Source organism: Stutzerimonas stutzeri (assembly GCF_018138085.1).
Classification (GTDB): Bacteria; Pseudomonadota; Gammaproteobacteria; order Pseudomonadales; family Pseudomonadaceae; genus Stutzerimonas; species Stutzerimonas stutzeri_AI.
In genome coordinates, this window is sequence record NZ_CP073105.1 from 2212805 (window position 1) to 2229973 (window position 17169).

Genomic DNA, 17169 nt, shown 5'->3' on the forward strand with positions numbered 1-17169 from the left:
GGCTCAATCCTTCAGAAAGGCTTTGAAGCGGAACAGCTCGGTCAGGCGGTAGCCGCGGTAGCGACCCATCGCCAGCATGAAGCCCACCATGATCAGCAGTACGGCCGGGAAGGTGAACATGAAGTAGATCAACTCCGGGATGCTCATCAGCAGGTGGGCGAGGGTGGCGGCGATCAACGTGCCAACCGCAACCTTGAACGCATGACCGGCGCCGCGCTCTTCCCAGGTGATGGAGAGGCGCTCGATCGTCATGGTCAGAATGACCATCGGGAACAAGGCGACGGAGAGCCCTCTCTCCAGGCCGAGCTTGTGGCTGAACAGGCTGATGACCGCGATCAGTACCACAACGAAGGTCAGCACCACGGAAAGACGCGGCAGCATCTGCAGTTTCAGGTGCTCGAGATAGGAGCGTAGCGAGAGGCCGAGCGCCGTGATGATGGTGAACAGGACGATGCCGAAGCCGAGCTGGGTCTCGCGAAACGCCAGGGCGATAAGTACGGGGGTGAAAGTACCAAGCGTCTGCAGGCCGCCAAGGTTGCGCAGGATCAGGATCACCAGCACGCCGATCGGAATCATGATCATGATCTGATAGGTCTGCTGGGTCTGCAGCGGCAGGCCGTACAGCGAGTATTCCAGGAAGTCCGCGTCGGTGTTCTCGTCGGTCAGCTTGGCCAGGCGGATGGCGTTCATCTCGCTGCTGTTCAGTGTGAAGGTAACCTGTGCGTTGCGGCCGCCCTCGAGGTTGACCAGCGGTTCGTCGCCCGTCCACCAGACCAGTCGATCCGCCGGCAGTCCTTGGTCGCCATTCTCCGGGTTGAAATACAGCCACTTGTCGCCGTTGAAGCTGCGTAGCCACAGTTCAGGCGTCTGTGCAGTGTCGGCGGCCAGGCGCACTGTGTGTACCCGCTCCATCGGTACATGGGCGATCGACAACAGCAATTCGATGATGCGCGCCTTGTTGGCTGGCGAAGCATCGCCGCCGAGCAAGAGCTTGACGTTGTCGTCATTGTCGTTATTGACGCGTTTGATGGCCTCGCTGATGAAGGTCTCGACGTCCGCCGAGTGTTGGCGAATCGGCGAGAGCAGTGCTTCGGCAGCAATTTTCTCTGCGCCTTCGACCGGAATGCTGTCGCGGAAGATCGGGCCGTTTGCCTTGGTTTGCTCACCGCTATAGCGCCGGGTCAATACCAGGCGGTAGTAGAGCGTCTGATTGCCGCTGACCCGCCGTGCCGACCAGGTGACACGACGGTTGCCGTCGGCGCGGTTGATGCTCACCCCATAGTTGTTGGAGATGAAGCTCTCGTTGAGGCTGACGAACTCCTGGTTCAGCGGCGGTACGAACATCTGCAGCTTTACCGGATCGCGCGGGTTGGCCTGGAATTCGATCTTCGCATCGATGTTCCAAAGATCGTCCGTCTCATCTTCGGTAATCGGAATGCCAAGAATGAAAATCTGGTAGGCGGTGATCGCGATGCCCAGGGTGACGAGCAGAAAAATCAGAACTTTCAGATGCAGGGTAAGGGCGCGCATGGAATTACTCGTCAGCGTCGGAAACGGTAGTGCAGCCGGGCTCGCCAGCAGCGTACTTAAGGCTTGGGTCGACCAGGGCATCGAAGCGCGCGAGCGCATCGGAACCTATTAAAAGTGGGTATTGGAATGCACTTCGGTCCGTGAGGTTCACTTCAATGCTGCGTTTAGCCTTGCCCATGCACATAACAAGCTCTACGACGGGGCGCGGCGTATAGGTTTTTTCTTCTTCTGGATCGAAGTCGCCGGCACGACGCTTGATTTTGCTGATGCGCTGCAGCGGCAGCTCGATCGGGCGGTTGTGAGCTTCGTCGATGGCTAGATAGAAGCGGACCCAGCGCTCTCCGTTACGTTTGAACCGCTCGATATCGCGAGCGCTGAGCGATGCCGTCTGTGCGCCGGTATCGAGTTTGGCGGGCACTTCCAGACCGAAGTCGGGCAATCCCACGTGTTCGTTCAGGCCATAGATGGTTTTGCCGCCGGCTTGGGCTAGACAGGGAAAGACCAAAAGGCACAACAGTAGAAGACGAGGTTTGGCGAGCATAGATCCAGAATTAATCGAGTCGGGGAACGGTGGCCGGAGCGACGACCCATGGAGTGGAGCGTGGCGAGGCTGTCGCCACGCGCGGCATATAGCTCGGCATTCTAGCATGGCGGCCGAATCGCGCGGCTAGGCCTAACAGCCGTCATCGCTGTCGTTACGCGTCGACATTTTCGGGTTGCTTTAGGTAATTGTCGACAATCTACTTTTGTATCATTGACTGGCTGGCGTGGGCTGGCTTACTTTGTCCGTACTTCACGCTCAGGTGTCAACAATATGCTCGATGCTTTGGATGCGCCTCGCTCCGACCTGGTCGATACCGGAACCCTGTCTGAACATGTTTTCCGATTGATCCAGGCCGCCATCGTCAAAGGCGAGATCGCCCCGGGCAGCAAGATCTCGGAGCCTGAGCTTGCGCGTACCTACGGCATCAGCCGTGGACCGTTGCGCGAGGCGATACACCGCCTTGAAGGGCAGAAGCTGCTGGTGAGAGTGCCGCATGTGGGCGCCCGCGTGGTGTCGCTCAGTCATGCAGAGCTGATCGAGCTGTACGAGATCCGCGAATCACTTGAGGGCATGGCTTGCCGGCTCGCTGCCGAGCGCATGAGCGAGACGGAGATCGATGAACTGCGACGTGTGCTGGACACCCATGAGCGGGACGCCGCGTTTCAGGCCGGCGTTGGCTACTACCAGCAAGAGGGCGACTTCGATTTCCACTACCGGATCATCCAGGGCAGCGGCAATCGAACCCTGACCCAGATGCTCTGTGGCGAGCTTTATCAGTTGGTACGCATGTACCGCATCCAGTTTTCCGCGACGCCGAATCGGCCACGCCAGGCATTCGCCGAACATCATCGAATTCTCGACGCTATCGCTGATCGCGATGGTGAGCTCGCCGAGCTGTTGATGCGCCGACACATCGGCGCCTCCAAACGCAATATCGAGCGCCATTACCAAGCTGCAACAGACATACAACCAAGAGGTGAGGCATGACACTTCCTACCCCCGGCCAGCGTTTCCGTGATGCGGTGGCCAGCGAGCATCCCCTGCAGGTGGTCGGTGCGATCAACGCCAACCATGCGCTGCTGGCCAAGCGTGCCGGTTTCAAGGCGATTTATCTGTCTGGCGGCGGCGTGGCGGCCGGCTCGCTGGGTTTGCCTGATCTGGGCATCAGCGGTCTGGACGACGTGCTGACCGATGTTCGACGCATCACCGATGTGTGCGACCTGCCGTTGCTGGTGGATGTCGATACTGGCTTCGGTTCGTCTGCCTTCAATGTGGCGCGTACCGTCAAGTCGATGATCAAGTTCGGCGCGGCGGCCATTCACATCGAAGATCAGGTCGGGGCCAAGCGCTGCGGACATCGGCCAAACAAGGAGATCGTCTCGCAGCAGGAAATGGTCGATCGGATCAAGGCGGCCGTCGACGCCCGTACCGACGACAGTTTCGTGATCATGGCGCGTACCGATGCGCTCGCGGTCGAGGGCCTGGAGTCCGCCCTTGAGCGTGCTGCCGCATGCATCGAGGCGGGCGCCGACATGATCTTTCCCGAAGCGATCACCGAACTGGCGATGTACAAGACCTTCGCCGAGCGGGTAAAGGCGCCGATTTTGGCCAATATCACCGAGTTCGGTTCGACGCCCCTATACACCACCGAAGAGCTGGCCGGCGCCGATGTCTCCCTGGTTCTCTATCCGCTGTCCGCCTTCCGCGCCATGAACAAGGCGGCCGAGAACGTTTACACCGCGATTCGTCGCGATGGCACGCAGAAGGATGTCATCGACACGATGCAAACCCGCATGGAGCTGTACGAGCGCATCAACTATCACGCCTTCGAGCAAAGCCTCGACGCCCTGTTCGCGCAGAAGAAGGGTTGAGCTAACCGGGGCGCTCTGCGGCGCCCCGTCCCCGGGTGAGCAATTTGCGGTATCCAGAACAAATCCAATAAGGAGAGAGCAATGGCTGAAGCAAAAGTATTGAGCGGCGCCGGCCTGCGTGGCCAGGTCGCCGGGCAGACTGCCCTGTGCACGGTTGGCAAGACCGGGGCCGGGTTGACCTATCGTGGCTATGACGTGCGTGAACTGGCTGCACAGGCGGAGTTCGAGGAAGTCGCTTACCTGCTGTTCTATGGTGAATTGCCGACCGCGCAGCAACTCGACGAATACAAGGCGCGCCTCAAGACGATGCGCGATCTGCCTGCTGCCCTGAAGGAAGTGCTGGAGCGAATTCCTGCCGATGCTCATCCGATGGACGTCATGCGCACCGGTGCGTCCATGTTGGGAACGCTGGAACCCGAGCTCTCCTTCGACCAGCAGCGCGACGTGGCCGAGCGCCTGATGGCCGCGTTCCCGGCGATCATGTGTTACTGGTACCGCTTCACGCACGAGCAGCAGCGGATCGAGTGCAGCAGCGATGAAGACACCCTGGGCGGGCATTTCCTCGCGCTGCTGCATGGCAAGAAGCCAAGCGAGCTGCACGTGAAAGTGATGAACGTCTCGCTGATCCTCTATGCCGAGCACGAATTCAACGCCTCGACATTCACCGCGCGAGTCTGCGCTTCGACCTTGTCGGACATGTATTCCTGCATCACCGGCGCCATCGGCTCGCTACGCGGCCCCTTGCACGGCGGCGCCAACGAGGCAGCGATGGACATGATCGAGCGCTGGAAATCGCCCGACGAGGCGGTACAGGGCATCCTCGGCATGCTCGAGCGCAAGGACAAGATCATGGGCTTCGGTCATGCGATCTACAAAGAGTCGGATCCGCGCAATGAAGTAATCAAGGTCTGGGCCAAGAAGCTCGCCGATGAAGTGGGTGACACCGTTCTCTACCCGGTATCTGTCGCGGTCGATGAAACCATGTGGGCGCAGAAGAAGTTGTTCCCCAACGCCGATTTCTACCACGCCTCCGCATACCACTTCATGGGCATCCCGACCAAGTTGTTCACGCCGATCTTCGTCTGCTCGCGCGTAACGGGTTGGGCGTCTCACGTAATCGAACAGCGGGCCAACAACCGAATTATCCGGCCGAGTGCCGATTATGTCGGCCCGGAGCAGCGCAAGGTCGTCCCGATCGCCGAGCGCTGATTCACAGGCGGGGAGGTCGTGACTGTCTCCCCTCTGGTTTTCACCACTTACTGGATCGAGTCCTTCCGGCATGAATACAGAACACCGCAAACCGTTGCCAGGCACTCAGCTGGACTATTTCGACACCCGTGCGGCCGTCGAAGCCATCCAGCCGGGTGCGTATGACAAGCTGCCCTATACCTCTCGCGTGCTGGCCGAGCAGTTGGTCCGTCGGTGCGATCCGGCGATGCTGACCGATGCGCTGACGCAGATCGTCGAGCGTCGGCGTGACCTGGATTTCCCATGGTACCCGGCGCGAGTGGTCTGCCATGACATCCTGGGCCAGACCGCGCTGGTGGACCTGGCCGGTTTGCGCGACGCGATCGCCGAGCAGGGCGGTGACCCCTCGAAGGTCAACCCGGTGGTGCCGACCCAACTGATCGTCGACCATTCGCTGGCAGTGGAATTCGCCGGCTTCGATCCAGAGGCCTTCGAAAAGAACCGGGCGGTCGAAGAGCGCCGCAACGAGGATCGCTTCCACTTCATCGAGTGGACCAAGACCGCGTTCAAGAATGTCGATGTGATCCCGGCCGGCAACGGCATCATGCACCAGATCAACCTGGAGAAGATGTCGCCAGTGATCCAGGCGCGCGGTGGCGTGGCTTTCCCGGATACCTGCGTCGGTACCGATTCGCACACGCCGCATGTCGACGCGCTGGGCGTCATCGCCATCGGTGTCGGCGGCCTGGAAGCGGAAACGGTGATGCTTGGCCTGCCATCGATGATGCGTCTGCCCGATATCGTCGGCGTGCGCCTGACCGGCAAGCGTCAGCCGGGCATCACGGCTACCGATATCGTCCTGGCGCTGACCGAGTTCCTGCGCAAGGAGCGCGTGGTCGGAGCCTGGGTCGAGTTCTTCGGCGAAGGCGCCGACAGCCTGACCATCGGCGACCGCGCGACCATCTCCAACATGTGCCCGGAGTACGGCGCTACCGCTTCGATGTTCTACATCGACCAGCAGACCATCGATTACCTCAAGCTGACCGGTCGCGAGCCGGAGCAGGTTGCGCTGGTCGAGCAGTACGCCAAGGAAACGGGCCTGTGGGCGACGGCTCTGGAAGGCGCCGAATACGAGCGCGTGCTCGAATTCGATCTGTCCAGCGTGGTGCGCAACATGGCGGGCCCGTCCAACCCGCACAAGCGTCTGCCGACCTCGGCGCTGCACGAGCGTGGCATCGCCGACGAAGACAAGCTGGCTGCAGCGCGCGCCGAAGAGGCCGAAGGTCTGTTGCCCGATGGTGCGGTGATCATTGCCGCTATCACCAGCTGCACCAACACCTCCAACCCGCGCAACGTGGTGGCCGCCGGCCTACTGGCGAAAAAGGCCAACGAGTTGGGCCTGGTGCGCAAGCCTTGGGTGAAGACGTCCTTCGCGCCGGGTTCCAAGGTCGCCAAGCTGTACCTGGAAGAAGCTGGGCTGCTCAGCGAGCTGGAAAAACTCGGTTTCGGCATCGTCGCCTACGCCTGCACCACCTGTAACGGCATGTCCGGTGCACTGGACCCGGTGATCCAGCAGGAAATCATCGAGCGCGACCTGTACGCCACTGCAGTTCTCTCCGGTAACCGCAACTTCGATGGCCGTATTCACCCGTATGCCAAGCAGGCCTTCCTTGCCTCGCCGCCGCTGGTGGTCGCGTACGCCATCGCCGGTACCGTGCGTTTCGACATCGAGCAGGACGTGCTGGGCACCGACAAGAACGGCAATCCGATCACCCTGAAGGACCTCTGGCCGTCCGACGAGGAGATCGACGCCATCGTCGCGTCCTCGGTGAAGCCTGAGCAGTTCAAGCAGATCTACATCCCGATGTTCGATCTGGGCACCATCGAGGAAGCCAAGAGCCCGCTATACGACTGGCGTCCGATGTCCACCTACATCCGTCGTCCGCCGTACTGGGAAGGCGCGTTGGCTGGCGAGCGCACACTGAAAGGCATGCGTCCGTTGGCGATCCTGCCGGACAACATCACCACCGATCACTTGTCGCCATCCAACGCCATCCTGCTGGATTCGGCCGCCGGTGAGTACCTGGCCAAGATGGGCCTGCCGGAAGAGGACTTCAATTCCTACGCAACCCACCGCGGCGACCATCTGACCGCGCAGCGGGCGACGTTCGCCAACCCGCAGCTGGTCAACGAGATGGCGGTGGTCGACGGCAAGGTGCAAAAGGGTTCGCTGGCGCGCGTCGAGCCGGAAGGCAAGGTGATGCGCATGTGGGAAGCCATCGAAACCTACATGACTCGCAAGCAGAACCTGATCATCGTGGCCGGTGCCGACTACGGCCAGGGCAGCTCGCGTGACTGGGCGGCCAAGGGCGTGCGCCTGGCGGGTGTCGAGGTGATCGTCGCCGAAGGCTTCGAGCGTATCCACCGTACCAACCTGGTGGGCATGGGCGTGCTGCCGGTCGAGTTCAAACCGGGCACTACGCGCCTGACCCTTGGCCTCGATGGCACCGAAACCTTCGATATCGAAGGCGAGCTGTCGCCGCGCTGCGATCTGACGCTGGTCATTCATCACAAGAGCGGTGAAGAAACCCGCGCTCCGGTCACCTGCCGCCTCGATACGGCGGCGGAAGTAAGCGTCTACCAGGCCGGCGGCGTGCTGCAGCGTTTCGCCAAGGACTTCCTCGGGCAGGCGTGACCGGCCGTCTTCGTAGGGTGGATGGCGCTTTTCCATCCACCGCACCAGCCCGCGCGGTGGATCGGTCAAGCGTGATCCACCCTACAACCCATTCATCTTCCAGCCAGGACTCACTCATGGCTCATCAAACCCAGATCAGAATTCCCGCGACCTACATGCGTGGCGGCACCAGCAAGGGCGTGTTCTTCCGGTTGCAAGACCTGCCGGAAAGCTGCCAGGTGCCGGGCGCTGCGCGCGACAAGCTGTTCTTGCGCGTGATCGGTAGTCCCGACCCTTATTCGGCGCACATCGACGGCATGGGCGGCGCCACGTCCAGCACCAGCAAATGCGTCATCCTGTCCAAGAGCACTCGACCTAATCATGACGTCGAGTATCTCTATGGTCAGGTGTCGATCGACAAGCCCTTCGTCGACTGGAGCGGCAACTGCGGCAACCTTTCAACCGGCGCCGGCGCGTTCGCGCTGCATGCCGGCCTGGTGGATGCCGAGCGTATTCCGCAGAACGGCACCTGTGTGGTGCGGATCTGGCAGGCCAACATCGGCAAGACCATCATCGCCCACGTGCCGGTGGCCAACGGCCAGGTGCAGGAGACCGGCGATTTCGAGCTGGACGGCGTGACCTTTCCGGCTGCCGAGATCGTGCTGGAATTCCTCGATCCGTCCGACGACGGCGAGGAGGGCGGTTCGATGTTTCCCACCGGCAATCTGATCGATGAGCTGGAGGTCCCGGGCATCGGTACGCTCAAGGCGACCATGATCAGCGCCGGCATTCCCACTGTGTTCGTCAATGCTGAGGACATCGGCTATCAGGGCACAGAACTGCGTGAGGACATCAATGGCGATCCGGAGGCTCTGGCTCGTCTGGAGTCGATTCGTGTAGCCGGTGCTCTGCGAATGGGCTTGATCAAGACCGCGGAGGAGGCGCTGACCCGTCAGCACACGCCGAAGGTTGCGTTCGTTTCCCAGCCGAAAAGCTATCGGGCGTCTTCCGGCAAGAACATCGACGCAGGTGAGGTAGATCTGCTCGTGCGGGCGTTGTCCATGGGCAAGCTGCACCACGCCATGATGGGCACCTGTGCGGTGGCCATCGGTACGGCGGCGGCGGTGCCTGGCACGCTGGTGAATCTCGCGGCAGGTGGTGGCGAGCGTCAGGCCTTGCGCTTCGGGCATCCGTCCGGCACGCTGCGGGTCGGTGCCGAGGCGAAGCAGATCGACGGTCAGTGGACGGTTACCAAAGCGATCATGAGCCGCAGCGCGCGCGTGCTGATGGAAGGCTGGGTACGTGTGCCAGGTGACACTTTCTGATGCGCTTCAACTGCCGGAAATCGAATTCTTCCGGCTGAAAAACGCAAAAAGTCCGCACCAAGCGGACTTTTTGTTGTCTAGCGAAGCGGCACTTATTTGAGCCGACGCTCGACGCCTTTCTCCACGAGGATCTTTGCAGAGATTTCCTCGACGGAGAAATGGGTCGAGTTGATGTAGTTGATGTTCTCGCGGCGGAACAGGCTTTCCACCTCGCGGACTTCGAATTCGCACTGAGCGAAGCTGGCATAACGACTGTTGGGTTTGCGTTCGTGGCGAATGGCGGCCAGGCGATCCGGGTCGATGGTCAAGCCGAACAGTTTGTCCTTGTACTCCTTGAGGGCGCTCGGCAACTGCAGACGCTCCATGTCGTCCTCGGTCAAGGGGTAGTTGGCAGCGCGGATGCCGTACTGCATCGCCATATACAGGCAGGTCGGTGTTTTGCCGCAGCGGGAAACGCCGACGAGGATGAGGTCCGCCTTGTCGTAGTAGCGAGTGCGGGCGCCGTCATCGTTATCGAGGGCGAAGTTAACCGCCTCGATACGCTCCATGTAATTGGCGTTGTGGCTGATGGAGTGGGATTTACCAACGGAGTAGGAGGAACGTGACATCAGTTCATGTTCCAACGGCGCAAGAAAGGAAGAGAAGATGTCGATCATGAAGCCATTGGATTCGGCCAGAATGTCACGGATTTCCTGGTTCACCAGGGTGTCGAAGATGATCGGCCGGCCACCGTCCTTTTCCGCGGCATTATTGATTTGCTGTACCATGGCCCGCGCTTTTTCGGCGGTGTCTATGTATGGGCGGGTCAGCTTCGTGAAGGTAATGTTCTCGAACTGTGCCAGAAGACTCTGGCCCAGGGTTTCCGCGGTGATGCCTGTGCCGTCAGAAATGAAGAAAGCAGTTCGTTTCATGTGCCTTGGGCCTTAAGTCGAGAACGGTTCCCAGCTATAGTAGGCCCTTCGCCGAGCCCGGTTGGCGGGCATTGTTACTTATTTTGCAGGGTCGGGCCACAGTCGTGCGGCCAGGCTCCGGTTGAGTTTCCAACACTAATGTGGAGAGATCACCTTGGTAGAGTACGTAGTTTCCCTCGATAAGCTCGGCAATCATGACGTTGAGCGTGTAGGGGGCAAGAACGCCTCCCTCGGCGAGATGATCAGCAACCTCGCAGGCGCGGGTGTTTCGGTGCCTGGCGGTTTCGCCACTACGGCCCAGGCCTATCGTGATTTCATGGAGCTCAGCGGTCTCAACGAGCAGATCCATGCGCTTCTCGATGCGCTGGACGTGGATGATGTCAATGCCCTCGCCAAAGCCGGCGCGCAGATTCGCGGCTGGGTGATGGAAGCTGAATTCCCGCCTCAACTGGATGCCGACATCCGCACCGCATTTGCGGAAATGTCCGGCGGCAATGACAACATGGCGGTCGCGGTACGCTCCTCGGCCACCGCCGAAGACCTGCCGGATGCGTCTTTCGCCGGCCAGCAGGAAACCTTCCTCAACATCCGCGGCGTGGACAACGTGATCCGCGCAACCAAGGAAGTGTTCGCTTCCCTGTTCAACGACCGTGCGATTGCCTATCGCGTGCACCAGGGCTTTGACCACAAGCTGGTTGCCCTGTCCGCCGGCGTGCAGCGCATGGTGCGTTCGGAAACCGGCACTGCAGGTGTCATGTTCACTTTGGACACCGAATCCGGCTTCCGCGGTGTGGTGTTCATCACCGGCGCCTACGGCCTGGGTGAGACTGTCGTTCAGGGCGCGGTCAATCCGGATGAATTCTATGTCCACAAGCACACGCTGGAAGCCGGTCGCCCGGCAATCCTGCGCCGCAACCTGGGCAGCAAGGCAATCAAGATGGTGTACGGCGCCGAAGCCAGTGCCGGCAAGTCGGTCAAGACGGTCGACGTCGACCAGGCTGATCGCATGCGTTTCTGTTTGACCGACGAAGAAGTGACCAACCTCGCCAAGCAGGCCATGACCATCGAGAAGCACTACGGGCGTCCGATGGACATCGAGTGGGCCAAAGATGGCGACGACAACCAGTTGTATATCGTCCAGGCACGTCCGGAAACCGTTAAGAGCCGCAGCAGCGCCAATGTAATGGAGCGCTACCTGCTGAAGGAAAAAGGCACCGTGCTGGTCGAAGGTCGTGCCATCGGTCAGCGAATCGGCGCCGGCCCGGTCAAGGTCATCCACGACGTCAGCGAAATGGACAAGGTTCAGCCGGGCGACGTGCTGGTTTCCGACATGACTGACCCGGATTGGGAACCGGTGATGAAGCGCGCCAGCGCCATCGTCACCAACCGTGGTGGACGCACCTGCCACGCGGCGATCATCGCCCGCGAGCTGGGGATTCCGGCGGTCGTGGGTTGCGGTAATGCCACCGAGTTGCTGAAGGACGGTCTGCGCGTGACCGTTTCCTGCGCCGAAGGCGACACTGGTCTGATCTTCGATGGCGAGCTGGGCTTCGACATTCGTCAGAACTCCATCGACGCCATGCCGGAACTGCCGTTCAAGATCATGATGAACGTCGGCAACCCTGACCGTGCCTTCGACTTCGCGCATCTGCCGAACGAGGGCGTCGGCCTGGCCCGCCTCGAGTTCATCATCAACCGCATGATCGGCGTGCACCCCAAGGCGCTGCTGAACTTCGACGGTCTGCCTGCAGATGTGAAGAGCAGCGTGGAGAAGCGCATCGCCGGCTACGACGATCCCGTCAACTTCTACGTCGAGAAGCTGGTCGAGGGCGTAAGCACCCTGGCCGCCGCGTTCTGGCCGAAGAAGGTCATCGTGCGCCTGTCGGACTTCAAGTCGAACGAGTACGCCAATCTCATCGGCGGCAAGCTGTACGAGCCGGAAGAAGAGAACCCGATGCTCGGCTTCCGCGGTGCGTCCCGCTATATCAGCGATTCGTTCCGTGACTGCTTCGAGCTCGAGTGCCGCGCGATGCGCAAGGTGCGCGAGGAGATGGGGCTGACCAACGTCGAGCTGATGGTGCCTTTCGTTCGTACTTTGGGCGAGGCGTCGCAGGTTATCGACATCCTTGGGCAGTTCGGCCTGAAGCGTGGCGAGAACGGCCTGCGCGTCATCATGATGTGCGAGTTGCCATCCAACGCGTTGCTGGCCGATGAGTTCCTCGAATTCTTCGACGGCTTCTCAATCGGCTCCAACGATATGACTCAGCTGACGCTGGGCCTGGATCGTGACTCGGGTATCATCGCGCACCTGTTCGATGAGCGAAATCCGGCGGTCAAGAAGCTGCTGGCGAACGCAATCGAAGCGTGCAACAAGGCTGGCAAGTACATCGGTATTTGTGGCCAGGGGCCGTCCGACCATCCCGATCTGGCCAAATGGCTGATGGAGCAGGGCATCGAGAGCGTTTCGTTGAACCCTGACTCGGTTCTGGATACGTGGTTCTTCTTGGCTGACGCCGAGATCCAGTGAGCTAGTGGCGAGGCGGAGGGGACGGTTCCCGGCCCCTTCCGCTTTCCAGACGGAAAGCGCTATTCCATACTCGAGGCCCAGCCCGACGGGCCAGTGGCATCGGTATTTCAGCAAGGAGTTCCCATGCAATACGTCACCCCGGACCTGTGCGATGCGTACCCTGATCTGATTCAGGTCGTCGAGCCCATTTTCAGCAACTTCGGTGGTCGGGATTCATTCGGTGGCGAGATCGTTACCATCAAGTGCTTCGAAGACAACTCCCTGGTCAAGGAGCAGGTCGACGTTGACGGCACCGGCAAAGTGCTGGTGGTGGATGGTGGGGGATCGCTGCGCCGCGCGTTGCTGGGCGATATGCTGGCGGAAAAAGCCGCGCGCAATGGCTGGGAAGGTTTGGTTATCTACGGTTGCGTGCGTGATGTCGATGTGATCGCGCAAACCGAACTAGGCGTCCAGGCGCTAGCCAGCCATCCGATGAAAACCGACAAGCGCGGGATTGGCGATCTGAACGTACCGGTAACCTTCTGCGGGGTGACCTTCCGCCCGGGTGAGTACGTTTATGCCGATAACAATGGCATCGTGGTCTCGCCAGAGCCGTTGAAAATGCCTGCGTGATTCGCGAGCGTTGCCTACCTAAGCCCGGCCATGCCGGGCTTTTTGCAATTTGCACGAGATTACTATTTTGCTCGACCAGACCTCTCAAACGGGGCTGCTGCATGCCTTGGTACTCGACGGACAGGGCGGCGCACGGCCGATCGCGTACGCTGATGTCGCCACCCTGCAGTTAAATGAAACCGAAAGTCTGTGGCTGCATTGGGATCGGGGTCAGCCGGCCGCACGAGACTGGCTGCGAAGGCACAGCGGGCTCAGCGCTTTCGCCTGCGACGTATTGCTGGAGGAAAACACGCGGCCTCGTCTACTGACACTGCCGAACGATGAGCTGCTGCTCTTTCTACGAGGCGTCAACCTCAATCCGGACGCCGAGCCGGAAGACATGGTATCGCTGCGTGTCTTCGCCGATGCTCGCCGGGTCATTTCCCTGCGCTTGCGGCCGTTGCGTTCCACCGAGACGGTCATGCAACAACTCGAGGCCGGCGTCGGGCCGAAGACCTCGTCGGAAGTTCTCCTTGCGCTCGCTGACGCGCTCACCAACCGCGTCGATGACCTCGTCGAGGTGGTGACCGAGAAGCTCGATGCCGAGGAGGATCGTGTCGAGACCGATGAACGCTATTCGCCGCCGCAGGACGAAATGCTTTCGTTACGCCGGCAGGCCGCCAGTCTGCGTCGGTTTCTCCTGCCCCAGCGCGAGATCTATGGGCAACTGACGCGCAATCGTCTGCCCTGGTTCGTCGATGACGATACCGATTACTGGAACGAACTGAGTAATCGGCTGATTCGCTACCTTGAGGAGCTGGACCTGGTTCGCGAGCGCGTCAATCTGATTCTGGAAGCCGAAGAAAGGCGAATGCGTGAACGCATGAACAGGACCATGTACCTGCTCGGGATCATCACCGGATTCTTCCTGCCGATGAGCTTCCTGACCGGGCTGCTGGGTATCAATGTCGGCGGCATCCCCGGATCGGAGCATCCTTATGGCTTCTATGTGGCATGTGGAGTCATCGCTGTGGTCGCCGCCTTCCAGTGGTGTATCTTTCGCCGCCTCAAGTGGGTGTGAATGTGACTTTGCGGTGCCTATGTGCCGTCTAGATCACACAATTTAGCGAGGTAACCATGCGCGATCCCTTCGAAGAGTCGTTGCGGGACATGCTCAATGCTCAGTCTTCGCGTGATGACAATGCGTGCCTGAACCGGGTATTGAAAACTGCCAACCGCCAGGTCGGGGCAGGGGACCTGTTCGGTTTGATGGGGAATTGGCTGCAGGCTGTTCTGATCGCTGCGAGCGGCAGCGCCGGCCGAGCGCCCACGGTCGCGCGCCGCACGTCTTCCCGATCCACTTTTTCTTCTGATAAGGCTGATTGATCATGGAATTCGATCCTTGGAGCCAGAGCCTGTTAGGTGCAATGAACGCGCTCTGGGCACCTATTGCCGCATTCATTCCACGCTTGTTCGGGGCGCTGCTGGTCGTCGCGATAGGCTTCATCGTCGCCAAGCTGCTCGATGCGCTGCTTTCCAAGGTCCTGGCGAAGATCGGACTCGATCGGCTGGTGGCCGGGACGGGAGTTAACAAGCTGCTGGGCCGCGCTGGCATACGTGCGCCGGCTTCTGCGCTGATTGGAAAGATCGTCTATTGGTTCGTGCTGCTGGTTTTCCTCGTGTCTGCCGCCGAGTCCCTCGGTCTCGCGCGCGTATCGGCGGTACTGGATATGCTGGCGCTCTACGTGCCGAAAGTATTCGGCGCGGCGTTGATTCTGCTTGCCGGTGTGTTACTGGCTCAACTGGTCAACGGCTTGGTGCGCGGCGCTGCCGAGGGTGTGGGGCTGGATTATGCGGGAGGTCTTGGACGGATCGCGCAAGGGCTTGTGATCATCATCAGCATCTCTGTTGCCATCGGCCAACTAGAGGTGAAGACCGAGCTGCTCAACTATGTGATCGCCATCGCGCTGATCTCGGTCGGGCTTGCCGTTGCGCTCGCCCTCGGATTGGGCAGCCGCGAGTTGGTCAGCCAGATTCTGGCCGGCATCTACGTGCGCGAGCTTTATGAAGTCGGCCAGCGGATACAGCTCGACGGTTCGCAACTGGACGGTGTCATCGAAGAAATCGGCACTGCCAAGACCTTGTTGCTGACCGACGATGGCGAGCTGGTTTCGGTTGCAAATAGTGTGCTTCTGGAGCAGCGAGTGGGCAGCCGTTAGGCCCGGTAATCTGTTAAAGTGCGCCGCCTCTTTTCGCGAGTTGGCGGAAATCGCGGCCACGACTTTTGCCGGTTCGAAGCGTCTTGACTACAGCCCATCCACCCAACATGAGCTATGACCCCCGCCTGCTTTCCGATGAAGAGCTGGTGCAGCGTGCGCATGTCGAGCTGTTTCATATAACACGTGCGTACGAAGAGCTGATGCGCCGCTATCAGCGCACCTTATTCAATGTATGCGCGCGTTATTTAGGCAACGATCGGGACGCTGATGATGTCTGCCAAGAGGTGATGCTGAAGGTTTTGTACGGCTTGAAGAACTTCGAGGGTAAGTCGAAGTTCAAGACATGGCTATACAGCATTACTTACAACGAATGCATAACGCAGTATCGAAAAGAGCGGCGTAAGCGTCGGTTACTCGATGCGCTGAGCCTCGATCCGGTTGAAGAAGCCTCCGAGGATAAGGCACCGAACGTCGAGGAGAAAGCCGGGCTAGACAAGTGGCTGGTCCATGTGAACCAGATCGATCGGGAAATACTGGTGCTACGTTTTGTCGCAGAACTCGAGTTCCAGGAAATTGCCGACATTATGCATATGGGGTTAAGCGCAACGAAGATGCGCTACAAGCGAGCGTTGGATAAACTACGCGAAAAATTTTCCGGAATTGCTGAAACTTAACGGCAACAAGCTGTCTTAGTGAATAGCGAACAGCTTGGACCTAGAGACAGCCGGTTTCCTTAGATTGTTCTGATACTCACCACCAGATGGGGATTTACGGATGAAACTTAAAAACACCTTGGGCGTTGTAATTGGTTCCATGGTTGCTACTACTTCTCTTGGCGCTCTGGCCCAGGGTCAAGGTGCTGTAGAAATGGAAGCATTCGGTAAGCACTACTTTACCGACAGCTCCCGCGACGTTCAGCGTGATGGCGAGCTCTACGGAGCCGGTGCTAGCTATTTTCTGACGGACGACGTTTCTCTCGGCCTCTCCTACGGCGAGTACCACGACCTGACCTCCCGCGATCCGGTCGGTGCTGGCGGCCACAAGGACATCAAGGGTAGCTTGACCTCCCTCGACGCTACCTATCACTTCGGTCAGCCAGGCGTAGGTCTGCGTCCGTACGTGTCGGCAGGCGCTGCTCACCAGAGCATTGGCCAGGCTAACCGTGGCGGTCGTGACCATAGCACTTTCGCCAACGTCGGCACCGGTGTGAAGTACTACTTCACCGAGAACTTCTTCGCCAAAGCTGGCGTAGACGGCATGTATAACATCGATGCCAACGAAGGCGAGTGGATGGCTGGTGTAGGCGTCGGCTTGAACTTCGGCGGTGGCGCGCAGCAGCAAGTCGCTCAGGTCGAGCCGACTCCTGAGCCTGCCCCGGCACCGATCGTCGACAACGAGCCCGAGCCGGAGCCGGAATTGGTCCGCGTTGAGCTCGACGTCAAGTTCGATTTCGACAAGGCGAAGGTTCGCGAAGAAAGCTACAGCGACATCAAGAACCTGGCGGATTTCATGCAGCAGTATCCGCAGACCAGCACCACTGTCGAAGGCCACACTGACTCCGTTGGTACCGATCAGTACAACCAGCGCCTGTCCGAGCGCCGCGCTCAGGCAGTACGCGACGTTCTGGTCAATCAGTACGGCGTGTCGGGCCAGCGTGTTGACTCGGTTGGCTATGGCGAAACCCGCCCGGTTGCCGACAACAGCACCGAGGAAGGTCGTCAAATCAACCGTCGTGTAGAAGCTGAGGTCGAAGCGCAGGTTCGTTAATTCGTACCTCGCCTCGTCACTT

15 protein-coding genes are annotated in these 17169 nt (G+C 60.0%); 12 read left to right on the forward strand and 3 right to left on the reverse strand.

Going from position 1 to position 17169, the window contains the following annotated elements:
• Positions 1-3: 3 nt before the first annotated feature.
• Together KCX70_RS10295 and KCX70_RS10300 are read right to left on the reverse strand one after the other, a co-directional pair.
• Positions 4-1530, reverse strand: coding sequence for an inactive transglutaminase family protein (locus KCX70_RS10295; protein WP_021207820.1), 1527 nt, complete (start codon positions 1528-1530; stop codon positions 4-6).
• Between the two features lie 4 nt (positions 1531-1534).
• Positions 1535-2071: an ATP-dependent zinc protease gene (locus KCX70_RS10300; RefSeq protein WP_212620104.1), complete on the reverse strand. Its 537-nt coding sequence runs from the start codon at positions 2069-2071 to the stop codon at positions 1535-1537.
• Between the two features lie 273 nt (positions 2072-2344).
• Here KCX70_RS10300 and KCX70_RS10305 point away from each other — a divergent pair, with 273 nt between their 5' ends.
• The 5 genes from KCX70_RS10305 to prpF all read left to right on the forward strand — a co-directional run bounded on the left by KCX70_RS10305 (position 2345) and on the right by prpF (position 9132).
• A complete protein-coding gene (locus KCX70_RS10305; protein WP_212620105.1) occupies positions 2345-3061 on the forward strand; it encodes a GntR family transcriptional regulator in 717 nt (238 codons plus the stop codon).
• Positions 3058-3945, forward strand: a complete 888-nt coding sequence (gene prpB, locus KCX70_RS10310; RefSeq protein WP_212620106.1) for a methylisocitrate lyase — start codon at positions 3058-3060, stop codon at positions 3943-3945. The genes KCX70_RS10305 and prpB overlap by 4 nt, the downstream gene beginning before the upstream one ends.
• Before the next feature lie 81 nt (positions 3946-4026).
• Positions 4027-5154, forward strand: coding sequence for a bifunctional 2-methylcitrate synthase/citrate synthase (gene prpC / locus KCX70_RS10315; protein WP_102850761.1), 1128 nt, complete (start codon positions 4027-4029; stop codon positions 5152-5154).
• A 70-nt stretch (positions 5155-5224) separates the two neighbouring features.
• Entirely contained in the window at positions 5225-7828 is a 2604-nt protein-coding gene (gene acnD / locus KCX70_RS10320; protein WP_212620107.1) for a Fe/S-dependent 2-methylisocitrate dehydratase AcnD, read from the forward strand.
• Between the two features lie 116 nt (positions 7829-7944).
• A complete protein-coding gene (gene prpF, locus KCX70_RS10325) occupies positions 7945-9132 on the forward strand; it encodes a 2-methylaconitate cis-trans isomerase PrpF (protein WP_125897493.1) in 1188 nt (395 codons plus the stop codon).
• A gap of 92 nt (positions 9133-9224) precedes the next feature.
• Here the strand turns inward: prpF and ppsR are convergent, their stop codons facing one another.
• Positions 9225-10043: a posphoenolpyruvate synthetase regulatory kinase/phosphorylase PpsR gene (ppsR, locus tag KCX70_RS10330; RefSeq protein ID WP_014820314.1), complete on the reverse strand. Its 819-nt coding sequence runs from the start codon at positions 10041-10043 to the stop codon at positions 9225-9227.
• 154 nt (positions 10044-10197) lie between these two features.
• On the opposite strand from ppsR, the gene ppsA reads away from it, so the two are divergent.
• The 7 genes from ppsA (at position 10198) to KCX70_RS10365 (ending at position 17147) form a co-directional block, all read left to right on the forward strand.
• Positions 10198-12570: a phosphoenolpyruvate synthase gene (ppsA, locus tag KCX70_RS10335; RefSeq protein ID WP_212620108.1), complete on the forward strand. Its 2373-nt coding sequence runs from the start codon at positions 10198-10200 to the stop codon at positions 12568-12570.
• A gap of 123 nt (positions 12571-12693) precedes the next feature.
• On the forward strand, positions 12694-13182 hold the full coding sequence (gene rraA, locus KCX70_RS10340) for a ribonuclease E activity regulator RraA (protein ID WP_212620109.1): 489 nt from the start codon (positions 12694-12696) through the stop codon (positions 13180-13182).
• 64 nt (positions 13183-13246) lie between these two features.
• A complete protein-coding gene (locus KCX70_RS10345) occupies positions 13247-14242 on the forward strand; it encodes a zinc transporter ZntB (RefSeq protein WP_102846243.1) in 996 nt (331 codons plus the stop codon).
• Positions 14243-14298: 56 nt separating this feature from the next.
• A complete protein-coding gene (locus KCX70_RS10350) occupies positions 14299-14547 on the forward strand; it encodes a CrfX protein (protein ID WP_212620110.1) in 249 nt (82 codons plus the stop codon).
• A gap of 2 nt (positions 14548-14549) precedes the next feature.
• Positions 14550-15380: a mechanosensitive ion channel family protein gene (locus KCX70_RS10355; RefSeq protein ID WP_021207808.1), complete on the forward strand. Its 831-nt coding sequence runs from the start codon at positions 14550-14552 to the stop codon at positions 15378-15380.
• 107 nt (positions 15381-15487) lie between these two features.
• Positions 15488-16054, forward strand: a complete 567-nt coding sequence (gene sigX / locus KCX70_RS10360; RefSeq protein WP_031310945.1) for an RNA polymerase sigma factor SigX — start codon at positions 15488-15490, stop codon at positions 16052-16054.
• Between the two features lie 100 nt (positions 16055-16154).
• Positions 16155-17147: an OmpA family protein gene (locus tag KCX70_RS10365; protein ID WP_212620111.1), complete on the forward strand. Its 993-nt coding sequence runs from the start codon at positions 16155-16157 to the stop codon at positions 17145-17147.
• The last annotated feature ends 22 nt before the right edge of the window (positions 17148-17169 follow it).

What these genes read in the sequence shown, in the direction of transcription:
- KCX70_RS10295 (WP_021207820.1), bottom strand. Translation starts at nt 1,530, where the DNA reads ATGCGCGCCCTTACCCTGCATCTGAAAGTTCTGATTTTTCTGCTCGTC.
- KCX70_RS10300 (WP_212620104.1), bottom strand. Translation starts at nt 2,071, where the DNA reads ATGCTCGCCAAACCTCGTCTTCTACTGTTGTGCCTTTTGGTCTTTCCC.
- KCX70_RS10305 (WP_212620105.1), top strand. Translation starts at nt 2,345, where the DNA reads ATGCTCGATGCTTTGGATGCGCCTCGCTCCGACCTGGTCGATACCGGA.
- prpB (WP_212620106.1), top strand. Translation starts at nt 3,058, where the DNA reads ATGACACTTCCTACCCCCGGCCAGCGTTTCCGTGATGCGGTGGCCAGC.
- prpC (WP_102850761.1), top strand. Translation starts at nt 4,027, where the DNA reads ATGGCTGAAGCAAAAGTATTGAGCGGCGCCGGCCTGCGTGGCCAGGTC.
- acnD (WP_212620107.1), top strand. Translation starts at nt 5,225, where the DNA reads ATGAATACAGAACACCGCAAACCGTTGCCAGGCACTCAGCTGGACTAT.
- prpF (WP_125897493.1), top strand. Translation starts at nt 7,945, where the DNA reads ATGGCTCATCAAACCCAGATCAGAATTCCCGCGACCTACATGCGTGGC.
- ppsR (WP_014820314.1), bottom strand. Translation starts at nt 10,043, where the DNA reads ATGAAACGAACTGCTTTCTTCATTTCTGACGGCACAGGCATCACCGCG.
- rraA (WP_212620109.1), top strand. Translation starts at nt 12,694, where the DNA reads ATGCAATACGTCACCCCGGACCTGTGCGATGCGTACCCTGATCTGATT.
- KCX70_RS10350 (WP_212620110.1), top strand. Translation starts at nt 14,299, where the DNA reads ATGCGCGATCCCTTCGAAGAGTCGTTGCGGGACATGCTCAATGCTCAG.
- KCX70_RS10355 (WP_021207808.1), top strand. Translation starts at nt 14,550, where the DNA reads ATGGAATTCGATCCTTGGAGCCAGAGCCTGTTAGGTGCAATGAACGCG.
- sigX (WP_031310945.1), top strand. Translation starts at nt 15,488, where the DNA reads ATGAGCTATGACCCCCGCCTGCTTTCCGATGAAGAGCTGGTGCAGCGT.
- KCX70_RS10365 (WP_212620111.1), top strand. Translation starts at nt 16,155, where the DNA reads ATGAAACTTAAAAACACCTTGGGCGTTGTAATTGGTTCCATGGTTGCT.